This is a genomic window from Boseongicola sp. (assembly GCF_057460485.1).
Genome location: NZ_JBVCWP010000025.1, coordinates 13,885 through 27,207, shown reverse-complemented (window position 1 = coordinate 27,207; position 13,323 = coordinate 13,885). Strand labels below are relative to the sequence as shown.

At 56.6% G+C, this 13,323-nt stretch carries 14 protein-coding genes, 1 tRNA gene and 2 pseudogenes; 5 read left to right on the top strand and 12 right to left on the bottom strand.

Annotation, left to right across the window (positions count from 1 at the left end; translation table 11 throughout):
• The 3 genes and pseudogenes from AC221Y_RS05695 to AC221Y_RS05685 all read left to right on the top strand — a co-directional run.
• A partial coding sequence (locus tag AC221Y_RS05695; RefSeq protein ID WP_486706930.1) for a transglutaminase family protein occupies positions 1-854 on the top strand: 854 nt, incomplete at its 5' end.
• A gap of 265 nt (positions 855-1,119) precedes the next feature.
• A pseudogene (locus AC221Y_RS05690) lies at positions 1,120-1,323 on the top strand (transposase); the annotation flags it as partial.
• 329 nt (positions 1,324-1,652) lie between these two features.
• Positions 1,653-1,823, top strand: a pseudogene (locus AC221Y_RS05685) (IS6 family transposase); the annotation flags it as partial.
• A 54-nt stretch (positions 1,824-1,877) separates the two neighbouring features.
• Here AC221Y_RS05685 and urtE read toward each other — a convergent pair.
• From urtE to AC221Y_RS05630, 11 genes are all read right to left on the bottom strand, one after another.
• Positions 1,878-2,573, bottom strand: coding sequence for an urea ABC transporter ATP-binding subunit UrtE (gene urtE, locus AC221Y_RS05680; protein WP_299752984.1), 696 nt, complete (start codon positions 2,571-2,573; stop codon positions 1,878-1,880).
• 1 nt (position 2,574) lies between these two features.
• Positions 2,575-3,315 (bottom strand): urea ABC transporter ATP-binding protein UrtD, encoded by a 741-nt coding sequence (urtD, locus tag AC221Y_RS05675; protein WP_299752954.1) that lies wholly within the window; start codon positions 3,313-3,315, stop codon positions 2,575-2,577.
• Positions 3,312-4,574, bottom strand: a complete 1,263-nt coding sequence (urtC, locus tag AC221Y_RS05670) for an urea ABC transporter permease subunit UrtC (RefSeq protein WP_299752951.1) — start codon at positions 4,572-4,574, stop codon at positions 3,312-3,314. The genes urtD and urtC overlap by 4 nt, the downstream gene beginning before the upstream one ends.
• A 171-nt stretch (positions 4,575-4,745) precedes the next feature.
• The gene (urtB, locus tag AC221Y_RS05665; RefSeq protein WP_486706929.1) at positions 4,746-6,707 is read right to left on the bottom strand and encodes an urea ABC transporter permease subunit UrtB; all 1,962 of its coding nucleotides are present in this window, start codon (positions 6,705-6,707) and stop codon (positions 4,746-4,748) included.
• Between the two features lie 71 nt (positions 6,708-6,778).
• Positions 6,779-8,065, bottom strand: coding sequence for an urea ABC transporter substrate-binding protein (gene urtA, locus AC221Y_RS05660; protein ID WP_486706928.1), 1,287 nt, complete (start codon positions 8,063-8,065; stop codon positions 6,779-6,781).
• A 300-nt stretch (positions 8,066-8,365) separates the two neighbouring features.
• Positions 8,366-8,839 (bottom strand): hypothetical protein, encoded by a 474-nt coding sequence (locus AC221Y_RS05655; RefSeq protein WP_299751802.1) that lies wholly within the window; start codon positions 8,837-8,839, stop codon positions 8,366-8,368.
• A gap of 540 nt (positions 8,840-9,379) precedes the next feature.
• Positions 9,380-9,454, bottom strand: a tRNA-Gly gene (locus AC221Y_RS05650).
• A gap of 154 nt (positions 9,455-9,608) precedes the next feature.
• On the bottom strand, positions 9,609-10,148 hold the full coding sequence (locus tag AC221Y_RS05645; protein WP_299751799.1) for a DUF2314 domain-containing protein: 540 nt from the start codon (positions 10,146-10,148) through the stop codon (positions 9,609-9,611).
• Positions 10,149-10,353: 205 nt separating this feature from the next.
• Entirely contained in the window at positions 10,354-10,611 is a 258-nt protein-coding gene (locus tag AC221Y_RS05640; RefSeq protein ID WP_366141686.1) for a hypothetical protein, read from the bottom strand.
• Positions 10,612-10,761: 150 nt separating this feature from the next.
• Positions 10,762-11,043: a hypothetical protein gene (locus AC221Y_RS05635; protein WP_299751796.1), complete on the bottom strand. Its 282-nt coding sequence runs from the start codon at positions 11,041-11,043 to the stop codon at positions 10,762-10,764.
• On the bottom strand, positions 11,044-11,388 hold the full coding sequence (locus AC221Y_RS05630; protein ID WP_486706927.1) for a hypothetical protein: 345 nt from the start codon (positions 11,386-11,388) through the stop codon (positions 11,044-11,046).
• Positions 11,389-11,589: 201 nt separating this feature from the next.
• On the opposite strand from AC221Y_RS05630, the gene AC221Y_RS05625 reads away from it, so the two are divergent.
• Together AC221Y_RS05625 and AC221Y_RS05620 are read left to right on the top strand one after the other, a co-directional pair.
• Positions 11,590-11,766: a hypothetical protein gene (locus AC221Y_RS05625; protein ID WP_486706926.1), complete on the top strand. Its 177-nt coding sequence runs from the start codon at positions 11,590-11,592 to the stop codon at positions 11,764-11,766.
• An 803-nt stretch (positions 11,767-12,569) separates the two neighbouring features.
• Positions 12,570-12,836, top strand: coding sequence for a hypothetical protein (locus AC221Y_RS05620; protein ID WP_299758478.1), 267 nt, complete (start codon positions 12,570-12,572; stop codon positions 12,834-12,836).
• 72 nt (positions 12,837-12,908) lie between these two features.
• On the opposite strand, the gene AC221Y_RS05615 is transcribed toward AC221Y_RS05620, so the two are convergent.
• Entirely contained in the window at positions 12,909-13,235 is a 327-nt protein-coding gene (locus tag AC221Y_RS05615; RefSeq protein ID WP_299758480.1) for a hypothetical protein, read from the bottom strand.
• Positions 13,236-13,323 lie beyond the last annotated feature (88 nt).

Sequence of the window (13,323 nt, the reverse complement as noted above, 5' to 3'; positions counted from 1 at the left end):
GGACAGAGTACAAATACGACCGCAAGATTATTCTGAACCCACATCATCTTATGTTGCGGCCGCGCGATGGACATGACCTGTGGGTGGAAGATGCATTTTTGCGCATCCAGCCGGATGCCAAACTTCGCTGGTATTTCGACACTTTCGGAAATTCAATCGCCGAAGCCACCTTTGACCAACCTACCAAATCGTTGATCATAGAAAGCGAGTTGTTTCTGCGCCGCTACGCAACGGAAATCCTCGCGCGTCAGGGCGGGACACATAACTGTCCCTATCCCTTCGACTACTCGGATGCTGATGCGCTTGACCTCTATCCGTATCTCACTTTGCAGCACGCTGGCGATATCAACGTCCTGGACCAATGGCTTGATGCCAATTTTGTCGACCGGCCGGATAGCGCCTTCCTCTTCCTGAAAAGCCTCAACCACTCCATCCACCGCACTCTCGGCTATTCAGGCCGCGAGGAGATGGGCACACAAACTGCTGCCGAAACTATCTCAAAGGGTGTGGGTACTTGCCGTGATTTTGCGTTTCTTTTTATGGAGGCGACGCGAAGGTTCGGCTTTGCAGCACGGTTCGTGACTGGTTACCTGAATGATACCGCTGGCGGACCAGATGCGCCGGTTGGCGGCGGTTCAACTCATGCCTGGGCAGATATCTTCGTGCCGGGAGAAGGGTGGATTGAGTTCGATCCGACGAATAGGATCACGGCTGGAAGCGCATTGATCCGGGTTGCGACGACGCGGACACCGCAACAAGCCTCGCCGATTTCAGGCAGTTTTGACGGAGCCAAGGCGTCATGCCTTGGCCTGACGGTTTCGGTGGATGTTAGGGAAGCTGACAGCCAAACTTGAACCCGAACTCTGAACCTTTTTTGCAAACCTGAAAAGGTGCTGCGTATAAAAATCCGTGCGCCCCTCTCGATCACGACGTCGATCACATTTGCGCGGCTCAGATAGCCCTCAGCAAATACTGAGCCTGTAAGGGAGACCATCAGGACGGCAAGCGATGTTGTCAGCGACTTCTTATTGTTCCCCCATCTCGGCAGAAAAAATATCTTGTTGGTTGAAGTGCCTTTGGCTAATTCAATTTCCATATGGATGAGCGGGATTAAGCGTAGTGGTGGGTCCGAGGCAGGAAGCGCAGGCGGGTCTGTTCTCGGAGATCTCGCTTGATGATCATGATCGTCAAGATCATCTGCTGCGCTCGATTGATCGGCTTTCTAATCTTAGCCGCATCCGGTGGCATTTGGCGGATTTCTACTGTCACACGTGCCGCGCCTCGATAGCTCCGGAACTGCTGACACTGCCGCTCCGTATGCTTCATTTGGCGAAAGGCAGGTCGTGATGTCCTTGAGTGCTGTCACGGGCACGGGCAACGTGTTGGCGCAGCGCGTCCGGGCTCATCTCTGTCGAATTGTTGGAAAGGCGACTCCCATCACTTATCAAGCGCCCTGGACCTGTCACCACCAAACACGATCTACCAGCTTACGCTCGCGTTGGAGCGCCTGATGGAGGAAGATGCCGCCGCCATTCTGAATATGCGCAGGGAGCGCTATCAGAGAAGGCTTGGTTGAGACGGGCAGGGGAACGGCCTAGCCTTGCGAAGTAACCAGGTCAAATTCGTTTTGCTATTTCAAAACATCGCCTGAAATCATTCGCTTGGCTGTCATGCTATTCATCCGGCTTACGCTGTCGCTGCGAAGCGTGAAGTATTCGCTATGCCAGAGCTGGATCGACGTCCGCCACGAGACAGTCCGGTTTCGGTGGAACAGATTTGGGCCGATGTTCACCGCCGGGATCTGGAAGAGGCGAATACCCGAAAAATCTTGTGTGATTGAGAATTCCGTCATGGTCCCCAGCCGTTGCGCTCTTTGGTCAAACCGAGACACCGCGCAGGAGGTCTTCGCGGGCGACCTCGCCCTTGCGGCCAGACAGGCTGACCGAGCCGCGCTTCAGGACGTAGAAAGTGTCGCCTAGGTCGTAGGCGAAGCTGAAGTATTGCTCGACGAGGACGATCGCCATTTCGGCCTGTTCGCGCAGAAGGCTGATCACGTCGCCGATCTGCTGAATGATGTTGGGTTGGATGCCTTCAGTTGGCTCGTCAAGAAGGAGAAGTTTCGGCTTGGCGATGAGCGCGCGAGCGATGGCAAGTTGTTGCTGCTGGCCGCCAGAGAGGTCACCGCCGCGACGGTGGAGGAAGTCTTTCAGGATCGGAAAGAGGTCGAAAATTTCGTCCGGCACGAAGTGTTCGGAGCGGGGCAGACAGGCGAAGCCGGTTTCGAGATTTTCGCGAACCGTGAGCAGCGGGAAGATATCGCGCCCTTGCGGGACGTAGGCCACGCCCATTTGCGCAAGCGCATGGGCGCGGGGCTTTTTCAAAGGTGTGCCGGTCAGGTTAATTGTACCGCCCGATGTCGGATGGGTGCCTGAAATGGCTTTGAGAAGGCTTGTTTTGCCAACGCCATTGGTACCCATTATGCAGGTGATCTCGCCCTTGCGCGCAGTGATATCAATGCCATTCAGAATTTGGCTACCGCCGTAATGAAGGGTCAGACCTGCGGTTTTGAGGATGTCAGCGTCCAAGGTAAACCTCGATTACTTTCTGGTTTTGCGTCACGTGGTCGATCGAGCCTTCGGCGAGTACCGAGCCTTCGTGGAGAACCGACACGCGGCAATCAAGGCGGCGGACGAACTCCATGTCGTGTTCCACAACGACGACGGCGCGGGTTTTGGCGGCTTCGCGCAGGATGTCTGTGGTGTGTTCACGCTCGGCCGGGGTCATGCCCGCTGCGGGTTCATCGACAAGGAGAAGCTTGGGTTCTTGTGCCAGCAACATGCCAATTTCCAGCCATTGCTTTTGGCCGTGAGAGAGCTCTCCGGCCTTGCGACGGAGGGCGGATTCCAGGCCGATTTCTGACGCGAGCTCTTCAATGCGGGTTTGGTCGTCGCGGGACGCTTTGAAGAGCAGGACCGAGAACGGGCCGCGGTTCTTTTTGAGGGCCAGCAGAAGGTTGTCGGCGACGGATTGGTCCTCGAAAACCGTGGGCTTCTGGAATTTACGACCAACACCTGCTTGCGCAATGCTGCTTTCGGACATGTGCAATAGCGAGATGGCCCTGTCACCGTAGATCACACGGCCTTCCTCGGGGCGCGTTTTGCCGGTGATGATGTCCATGAAGGTAGTTTTGCCTGCACCGTTGGGGCCGATCACGGCACGGAGTTCTTTTTCGGCAATCTGGAAGGATAGGTTGTTGATGGCTTTGAAGCCGTCAAATGAGACCGAGACGCCTGAAACTTCTAGGAGGGTGGTCATTTTTCGGCCTCCTGTTCGCGCAAGGCGCCGGGATCAGGGCCGAGATCGGCGCCAAAGCGGTTCGGGCTTTTGCGATCTATGAAGATGTCGACAAGGCCACCGATGCCTTTGGGGGCGAAAAGTGTGATGGCGACGAAGGAAAAACCAAGGAGGACGATCCACCAGTCGACCCATTGGATCGTATAAAATCCCAGGTTGATGTTAGGGGCCTGGCCGCCGGTGAACCATGTCGAAAGCAGCGAAACGAAAGCAGCGCCAATGACGGCGCCGTAAAGGCGGCCCCGGCCTCCGATGGCGACCCAGACCGCGAGGTAAATCGAGGCGATGGGGGCCATTTCAGCTGGATTTATGATACCTGCCTGGGGGTAGTAGAGCGCGCCGGCGATGCCCGCGAGGACCGCCGTCAGAGTGAAGATGAACAGTTTGAAGCCCTCAACAGGGTAGCCGAGAAAGCGCACGCGGGTTTCGTCGTCGCGGATGGCACGGATCACGCTGCCGAACTTGCCGGAGACGATCCAGGCACAGATAATGTAGCCGAGCCCGAGTGCGATGGCGGATGCCCAAAAGAACCAGAGCGAGACGGTGGATTGTGGAAAGTCGTCGAGGCCGGGCAGGTTTTGCAGGCCGGAGAGGCCGTTATTGCCGCGCAGGCCGCTGTCGTTTTGGAAGAGGTGCAGCGAGAGGGCCAGCGTCATCGCCTGGGTCAGGATCGACAGATAGACACCAGTGACGCGGCTGCGGAAGGCGAGCCAGCCGAAGATCAGAGCGAGGAGGCCGGGCACGAGGACGACTGCGGCGAGTTGCAATGGCAGCGAGTGGGCGAAGGCCCAGATGGGCGGAAATTCTGAGGCGCCGACAACGCCGAAGATTTGGCCTGCGATACCGTCGGATATTTCTTGTGGCGTGGCGGGTAGGGGGGCAGCTTTGAGGCTTTCGATGACGATAAGTTCGGTGCGCGCATACATCAGCCACATGCCGATGGCGTAGCCGCCAAGGCCAAAGAACGCCATGTGGCCAAGCGAAAGAATGCCGCAATAGCCCCAGACAAGATCCATCGCCAGGGCGACGAGGCAGAGGCAAAGAGTTTTACCCAAAGTTTTGATAAAGCTGGTGGAAATGATACCTAGGCCGAGGCCGTCGGACAGGATCGTCACGGCGATTGTGAAGAGCCCAAGGGCTGCGAGGAAGACCAGTACGGACGGGAAGCGCAGGGCGAGGGGTTGGCGACGAAGGCCGCTTGCGAGGGTGGCGTCGGTCATAGAGTTGCGCCGCCGTTGACGTCGCGGGGATGGGGCTTTCTCTCACTCATTGCGGCGCCATTTGTTGCCTTACGGCGATTTCTAGGAATCGCCGTAAGGCCCCCAGACCTCGGAGTATTTTTACCAAGAAGAATGCGTGGATCGCTTAACAAGATTGAAAGTCTCTGCATGTTACGCTTCTGCCGCGCGGCCCTTGAGGGCGATGATGCCTTTGGGGCGGAACTGAATGAACAGGATGATGAAGAGGATCATGTAGGTTTGTGCGGCCAGCGTGTTTGAGGGGTTCATCCACTCGATGCCTTTTTGAATCGTTCCGACCATGGTCGCGCCCAAAAGCGTGCCCCAGATGTTGCCGACGCCTCCGACGACGACGGTCATGAAGGATTGCACGATATAGTCCGTGCCCATTTCCGAAGTGACTTTTGCGTAAAGGCCGATGGCCACGCCCGCGACGCCTGCAATGCCGGAGCCGAGGCCAAAGGTGAGCATGTTTATCTTGTCCGGGTTGATACCCATCGAGGCGGCCATGCGAGGGTTTTGGGTGACCGCGCGCACTTCAAGGCCAAGGCGGGTGCGGTTCATGATGAAGAGGAAAAGGCAGAGGAACATCAGGGCGAGGACGAAGATTGCGATGCGGATGTAGCTGATCGAGACGATATCGTTGATCACAAGCGAGCCATCGAGCCATGCGGGTGACGTGAGCGGGCGGGCTTGAGTGCCGAAGATATTCTTTGCAATCTGTTGCAGCGCGATGGAAATGCCGAAGGTGGCAAGCAAGGTTTCCAGCGGGCGGTGGTAGAGGTGGCGAATAACCAGGCGCTCCATCGCGACGCCCGCGGCGAAGGTGATTGTAAAGGCGAGCGGAAGCGCGAGGGCGATTGAGAGCGTGTAGTCAGGCACGAAAAGCTGGACCACGTAGCCGGTGTAAGCGCCCATCATGATAAACTCACCGTGGGCCATGTTGATCACGCCCATGACGCCGAAAGTAATGGCAAGGCCGATGGCAGCGAGGAAGTAGATCGAGGCAAGGGACAGGGCGTCGAGGCCGAGGTCGGCGGCTTGATTAATGGCGACTTTGCTTTCGATTGCTGCGAGGGCCGCCTTTGCCGCAAGGGCCACGGCGGGTGGTGCGCCCGTGTAGCGTTCGAAAAAGACGCTTGCGTCGATGGCGGTGTCGATTTCGGTATCTGTCGCTACGGCGTCCACTGCGCCTGCCGCGGCAAGGGCGGCATAAGCGATGTCTCGTGCGGCTTCGGTGTTTAGCGATGCGAGCTGGATGCCGCCGACGGCGCCGTCTGTGACGTTGGCAACGAGGGCCTCTCGCTGCTCGGCGCGCGCAATTCGGGGTTTAGCGACGCCTGCCTCGACGAGGAGGTCATAAGCCGCGGCGCGCGGAAAGGTTTCGGAACCGGGAGTGAGGGCGCGGGCGATATCGGTGCCTTCGGGAAGGGTCGCTGCGGTTTCGACGCGTGTGGCGACAAGCGGGTTCAGCGCGGCGCGCACATCGACGCCAAGGTCGCCTGCGAAGCCGTTGATTGCGGTGATGCGTTCATCGTCGGTGTCGCCGAAGCGAATTGTGAGGAGCCGTTCAAGGCGGATTTTAGAGGCCTTAATATCCGCGTTTGGCTCGCTTTCGGTGCTGGACCGCAAGGCGGCAAGGTGCGACTTTTCCGCGCCACGTTCGATTGCGGCAACGGCGCGGAGACGCTCCGTCGGGTCTGGATCGCTTAGCTGAAATTGCACGAGGGCGGTGCCGATCATGCTGCGGATGCCGGAATTGGGTTTCAGTTGCGTGTAGTCGTCTTCAAGTGCTTGGCCGATTTCCATGTCGTTAGATATGTCGAAAATCTGAAGTGTGTCTCGGTCAATTTCTGTCGCGAAAACGAAGACACCAGTGGCTTTGTTGAACCACATTTCCTTAGCTTGCCAGCGGTTCAGGACGACCTGAGCTTCTGGCAACCCGCTCGCGGCCAGCGCGTCAATGGCTGGGCCGATGGTGCGGCGGGAGCTTTTGGCGATAGCTTCGCCATATTCCTGCAAGAGCATTTGGATTTGCGCGTCGGATTGTTGGGCTGACGCCGGTTGACTCGTCAAAAGAAAGACCGCCAGAAGGGAAGTGAGGATGGCCCGCATGTGCTGCTCCGCTTGGAATCGAAGGGCGAGGGTCGCCCTTCGGTTTGCTTAATTAAGCTTTTAGTTTCAGATCAGTAGTTAGATTTGATCTGCACGCAGCTTTCGGTTTCGGTGTTGTACATGCCGCACCCAAGCTCGGCCCAGTCAGAGACCAGAACGGCCGATTCTGGCAAGAAGTCGGTCCAAGCATCGCCCGGCACTTCTGCAGTCTGGCTGATGATGTCAAACTGGCCGTCTGCCTGAATTTCACCGATCAGAACCGGCTTGGAGAGATGGTGGTTTGGCAGCATGACTGCTGTGCCGCCTGTCAGGTTCGGAAATTCCTGACCGTACATGGCAGTGCGGACCGCATCGACATCGGTGGTACCGGCTGCTTCAACCGCGTTTACCCACATGTTGAAGCCGATATAGTGCGCTTCCATTGGATCGTTGGTGACACGCTCTTCGCCCATGCGGGCTTTCCATGCGGCGATCCAGCCTTCGTTGGCTTCGGTATCGGCGGACTGGAAGTAGTTCCACGCTGCAAGGTGGCCGACGAGGTTCGATGTGTCGAGACCCGACAGTTCTTCTTCACCGACCGAGAAAGCCACAACCGGGATGTCGTCTGCCGAGATACCGGCGGCGGCGAGTTCTTTGTAAAAGCCGACGTTGGCGTCGCCGTTGATCGTGGAGATCACGCCGACTTTTTTGCCGTCTGCGCCAAGGGCCACGACGTCAGCCACGATTTTGGACCAGTCGGAGTGGCCGAAAGGCGTGTAGTTGACGAAGATGTCGTCCGCCGCGATGCCCTGTTGCTGAAGGTAGCTTTCGAGGATGTTGTTTGTGGTGCGCGGGTAGACGTAGTCGGTCCCGAGAAGGGCGAATTTTTCAACGCCAAGCTCTTCAAGGAAGTAATCCGTGGCCGGGATAGCCTGCTGATTTGGGGCCGCGCCTGTGTAGAAGACGTTCTTTGAACTTTCTTCGCCTTCATACTGAACAGGGTAGAAGAGGAGGCCGTTCAGTTCTTCGATTACTGGAAGAACGGACTTGCGGCTGACGGATGTCCAGTTGCCAAAAGTGACGTCTACTTCGTGTACCGTAAGCAGTTCGCGGGCTTTTTCAGCGAAAAGCGGCCAGTCGGACGCAGGGTCAACGACGACGGCTTCCAGTTCGCAGCCAAGCACGCCACCAGCAGCGTTTTGCTGTTCGATCAGCATTTCCATCGTGTCTTTCAGGGTGGTTTCCGAGATTGCCATCGTGCCAGAGAGCGAGTGCAGAACACCAACTTTGATCGGGCAGCTTGCCTCTTGGGCAAAGCCCGGCAAGCTAGATGCCAACAAAGCGGCAGCGGTTGTTGTGGTTAACAGTTTCATCGACATCGCGAATAATCCTTCGTGCGACATGCGCAGAGGTCTTGCCAACAGCAGGTCTGAAGACCAAATATCCCCCACGCAATTTTCATTGCGAAGTGCGGTGGTGTGTGGAGTGAACGGCCAACACCATCGCACGCTTTCGTTTCGGCAGCAGGTGCCGACGGAGAAACTCTGCCGCAATGCAGCGAAAAGGGTAGGCGGTGCGAGGCGTTGCGCCGGTCGACACGAGCCAGATGCACAAAATTTCACCCCTTTGAGGGGCTGTGCTGTTTTTTTGCGCAGCAGGGATTCTGGAAGACTTAGGAGTCAGTCTTGAACGACTCGTGCGTATTGAGCGGGGGGTGTTTCGCCGAACGGGTTGAGGGTGTCGGCGCCTGCTTGGCGATCGGCCGGGGTGGGATCGGGTAAGATGAGTATTAGGCAAGTGGCGACGTCGCGGTCTGCTTTGCGGCCGGCCCATTCGGCATCTCCAGCGTCACGATTAAAAGTGGCGCGGCTGAGAAGGGCGGCTTGGGCGTATTTGCTGTTGATGCGGATCGACAGGGCCTTGGCGGCGTTTTCTTCTGTTGTGAGAGCGTCGAGGACCGCAATCATACTGGCGCGGTGGCGTTCGGTGACGGAGGATGCGCCGTCTCGGAGCAGCCATTGATGCTCCATCTGGGCGGAAAGCCTTCCGGTGCAGGTGGCAAAAAGGTCATGCAAGTCGGGGCCCGCGACGGCCGTTGCCGGAAGAAGAGCCGCAAGGCCGGTGATCGCCCACAGTTTTTTTAAACCGCTCATATGATAAGCTTCAGGCATAATTTTTAAGCAAGCAATGCATCTTGGGTACTCTAATCCTGAAGTGATGCACTTGTGCAAAGGTGCCGTGACCGCAGGCGCAAAGCGCGGTGACGCGAGACTTGGCGCAGTGCGGCATCCTGCACCACAGAGCGTGACCGCCTTGGGCACCGATCATTTTGATGAAGTAAAACTGTGTGAATAGTCTTACGAAGCGACGGGCTTTTCACGGTTGGCACTGCAGACGCCTAAGGAAAAGGACGCGTAAAGAGCGTCAGATTTGATTGGAAATATCGAGATTTAGGGCAGCCAACCGGCGAGGTCTGATGACAATCGGTTACATGCGATCCAGAAGATCCGGCCTTCGCGTGTTTTGTTGCATGCCGATTAGTTTGTGGTGACGCCGCTTGAAGAGGCGTTGCCTGGGCTTCACTCTTGGGCGCATTTAAAGTGTAGACCACAAAGATCGCGCGGGCCTGAGGCCCGCGAGGTCGATGGTCTTTGTGTAGAATTTACCCAACAGCTTTAAGGAAAGCTGATTATTGGAGCGGGCGATGAGATTCGAACTCACGACCCTTACCTTGGCAAGGTAATGCTCTACCCCTGAGCTACGCCCGCATCCTTGGGTGTGGCGGAGATATAAACTCCTCGCCGGACTGGCAAGGGGAAAATTCGCGACATTTGCAGTTTTAGGCCGTGTTTAGTGCGCGATATCGGTGCTGGGCTTGAAGTCGGTTTCTGTGGAGTGGTTTGGCGCGCGGGCGCGGCGGTCTTACCAATGCGCCGGAACCGGGGTCGGGGACAGGATTTGGGTGATTTGGCGCGCCGTGTTTGGCGCCATTTCGGTCAGCATCACTCGGGTGGTGTAGCTGCCGTACATTTTTCCGTCGTCGCCAAAGAAATACCAGTCGCGCACCTGTGCGGCGTCAAACGCCACGGGATCGCCGACGTGCTTGGTTTCGGTTGTTTTGGGCTCGTTCGCGAGAATGCCGACGTAGCGGCCATCGCGCATGGCAAAAGGCGAAACCCAGACGACTTCGTCGTCGCTGCCATAGCCGGACATAACGATTTTGATCGCAGCATTGTCGCGTGCGATGCCGTTGTCATCCAACGTGTAGTCAAGGAATGACCCAAGATGAGTGCGGGCCTGTTCTTCGGCTACGGTAATCGCGGTGGCGCGGGTTTGCGCGGTGATGATCGGATCACTTGCGCCAGCTTGCGCAGGGCCGATGCTGTAGCTTGCGTTGGCGGCGACAAAATTTACGCTGAGCAGGACAAGGCCAAAAACACGTCCGCGCATTTTCCAGTTCATGGGTTCGCTCCTTCGCAACGGTTGCTGGAAACTCGGCTGCGAATGGGGCGGATTAACTACAACAATGAGGCAATAGCTGGATAATTGCGGCCGTTCGCGAAACACCGAAGGCTACGCTGGAGGTCGGTCTAGGGGTCGTGAATTGCGAAATCGTTAATGCGTGGTCAGGCGGCGGTGCCGCTGCGGTCCGGATTGGCGAACTGGATCACGTCCCAGCGATTGCCCCATAGGTCGGCCCAGACGGCGACGCGGCCATAGGGTTCAACGCGGATGGACCTTCGAAGCGACCGCCTGCGGCTTCGATAAGGGCGTGATCTGTGTTGAACTCGAGAGTTTCGAGGAACAGCCAGACGCGACCCCTGCCCTGGTTGCCGATTGCTTTGCGTTGATGGCGCGTGCGAGCAGGATATCGGTGTCCGCGCCGGGTGGCGAGATGCGGCCGCAGCGTTTTTTTCGTCGCCAAGATCGGTGTCTTCGTTCAGATCGAAACCGATGGCCTCATCATAGTCAGGGATGAGGAAAGAGAAGAGGGCGATACGATTTCGCACTTCGATGCTTTGGCGTTTGTGTAGTGGGCGTTCAGGGGATGCTATACAGGTGCTTTTGCCAAGGTTTACATCATCAGGGCGCCTAGGGGGCGTTCAGTAAAGACGCGGGCGTTGTCACCGGGAGACGATCCGGCCCAATAGACCCAGAGGCGAGTCAGGTTCTTATCGTCAATCCAGACCAGACCGCCTTTTTCAAGGCTGCACAGGTTGGTGCCGGTGCAGGTGACGCTTGTGTTGTCGAGGAAGTCTGTGGCGCCCATGGTATCCTGGTACGCGGCGATGCCGAGGATTGGTGCGTCGAAGTCGACAAAGCCGTAGTGGGCGCCGGAATGGCTGTCAAAAAACACTTAGTGGCTGGCGACTTCGGTGCCAGCGGTGATGCGTCCCTCAACGCCGCCGATGTCGACACGAATTGGGGCATCGAGGACGATATTCTGGTCCTTATTGAAGGCGTAGAGGTGGGTCTGTGTTGAGTTGTCTTCACCCACCGCGAAGGGCGTTTCAGTTTTCAGGATGTTGAATTCACCTTGCCCGGTCTGGCGCAGGATTTGGCCGTTGAGGACGATGGCTTGCGCCGGTGTGGTGAGGGGGGGCGGAATAGGGGGAGGGCAGCGAGACGGTGCATTGAGCGCGTCCTGGGTTTTGGTGTAGTTTCTGGAGGAAATAGCACGGTTGTACGGGTGTGGGGTCACATGGGCTGAAGGGGGAGTTGGGGCTCTGGCCTCCCCCGGGATTTTAAGGACCCAAGGAAGGGTGGGGGTGCAGAGGATCGCGGAGAACCGGGAAGGAATTGGCCACGCTCAGGCGCGGCTATTTAGTCGAGAGAAGAGTTTTCGCTCGGGGGCGATATCCGCGTGTTGCCTCGACCAAATCTTCGGGGTAGGCATGCGCATATGAAAAAGGTTCCAAAAGAGACCACCGACGATGCGCTTATTCAGGAGTTCCTGAACAAGGGTGGAAAAGTAAGCATTGGGAAGACCAAACCACTCGCGGCCGAGTTAGGTTTGAGTAACAATGCGTGGAACAATAAGCTGACCAAAGAAGAGAAAGCCGCCCGCGACAAGAAATAAATTTCTTGTGTTTTGGGCTTTTCTTTTGAAATCAGAGGCTTCGTGAGCGCTATTGTGTCGTTAACTCACGCGATAGGATTTGACGACCGGCTGGGAAAACCTCGCGATATGATGCCATAATTTGGCCGTCTGCTTTGCGTATCCCGGCCTCGGCGAGTTGCGAACGGGCAGGCACAGTGGAATAAAAAGCCCAAGAGCGACCGGCGAAGTTTGGATTTATCGGCTTCGTTTTGGGCGGAGCGAGTTCGCTGATTATCGCTATTTAACTCTCGGTGTTTTTCGGGCTGGCGGAGCAGAGCAGCGGCACTTTAATAGGCGAGATCGCGGCTGAGATTAAGTAGATTGCGGCGCGCATATTGTCAGGCGAGCCTGCGCCAGAACCCACACCTCTGCCAGCGGACTACGGGCGCGTCATCACGATTTCTGGGCTTTATCTTGCAGGCATAGCGGTCGTGCTTGGGGGCATCGGACATTGTCGGAATGAACCGCACCAGCTTGCCTATATGCGGTGGGTTTTAGTGTCACGGCCTTTGTCATGCAGCAGATATTCTGGTTGGCGATACTGATCTGCGGCGTGGTCTTACTTGTGAGCATCATCGGACATGCTTAACAGAATTGCGGCCGGTTAGAGCGCGCAACAGCCAGACTTAAGTCCGCCGCTGCACTTACCAAACTACTCCAGCTCGACCAGCAGGTCCTTCACGTTCTAATTGGCTGAAAGTAGTTGCTGAAAGCAGGCCATTTCTCTTCAACTTCTTTGCCCAATTAAGCTTGGTAAGCAGACACATATGGGGAAATTATGCATGGTCCTTTTCGTTTCGTTTATATCTGCGCAGGCGTCATTTTCCGAGCCAGAGCCTCACGAGATCTGTGCCGAGGCGATCAAGGCTATGGAGGTCCTTTGGAAAGGGCACTCGGACCTTTTCACCGTCAACATCAACGTCGTTGGCTGGCAACAAGGCGACGCACAAGAACGAGAGATTGCGAAGGCAAATGCTGACATAAGCGCAGCCCCCCTTGACCAAGCTGAACCATACATGGTGCGTCTCATGGAGCTTTGTGCAGACTAATGAACCGAGTTGTGTTTTCTTGAGCAGAGTGGGCGAACCGCACCTGCTGCGCTACTGCGTTAAATCCTCGCGCTAATCCAAAATATGGACGGTTTTGTGTGTTGCCTGGATGTCTATTTTAAACTGGACGGTTTCAGAATTCTTACAAAAAGCAATGTTGTCATTATGAGTGGCAATGCGGACCTCTCCTTGCCACGTGAGCAAATCCTGTTCCACTTTGACAAGCTCCGGGAGCTGATAAGACCCCAGAACGCAAATGCAGGCGACGTTGTCTGGTAGAATTGCCGAGATCGGCAGGGCTATGCCAGAGGCCGCATTTAGGTCCGGTTGCTTCGGCTCGAATATGTCATCGTCGCGCGCATCCATACCTAAAGCCGTGAGGATTTTTGCGGTGAGCATTGCGATGAACAACGAATTTTTAGGTCAGCGTGGAAAGTAAATACCTCTGGATATGAGGCAGCATTTTGGAGCGGATTTACCGCGTCCA

Coding starts and splice junctions, on each gene's coding strand:
- urtD (WP_299752954.1), bottom strand. CDS start 3,315: ATGACCACCCTCCTAGAAGTTTCAGGCGTCTCGGTCTCATTTGACGGC.
- urtC (WP_299752951.1), bottom strand. CDS start 4,574: ATGACCGACGCCACCCTCGCAAGCGGCCTTCGTCGCCAACCCCTCGCC.
- urtB (WP_486706929.1), bottom strand. CDS start 6,707: ATGCGGGCCATCCTCACTTCCCTTCTGGCGGTCTTTCTTTTGACGAGT.
- urtA (WP_486706928.1), bottom strand. CDS start 8,065: ATGTCGATGAAACTGTTAACCACAACAACCGCTGCCGCTTTGTTGGCA.
- AC221Y_RS05655 (WP_299751802.1), bottom strand. CDS start 8,839: ATGAGCGGTTTAAAAAAACTGTGGGCGATCACCGGCCTTGCGGCTCTT.
- AC221Y_RS05645 (WP_299751799.1), bottom strand. CDS start 10,148: ATGAACTGGAAAATGCGCGGACGTGTTTTTGGCCTTGTCCTGCTCAGC.
- AC221Y_RS05625 (WP_486706926.1), top strand. CDS start 11,590: ATGAAAAAGGTTCCAAAAGAGACCACCGACGATGCGCTTATTCAGGAG.
- AC221Y_RS05620 (WP_299758478.1), top strand. CDS start 12,570: ATGGTCCTTTTCGTTTCGTTTATATCTGCGCAGGCGTCATTTTCCGAG.
- AC221Y_RS05615 (WP_299758480.1), bottom strand. CDS start 13,235: ATGCTCACCGCAAAAATCCTCACGGCTTTAGGTATGGATGCGCGCGAC.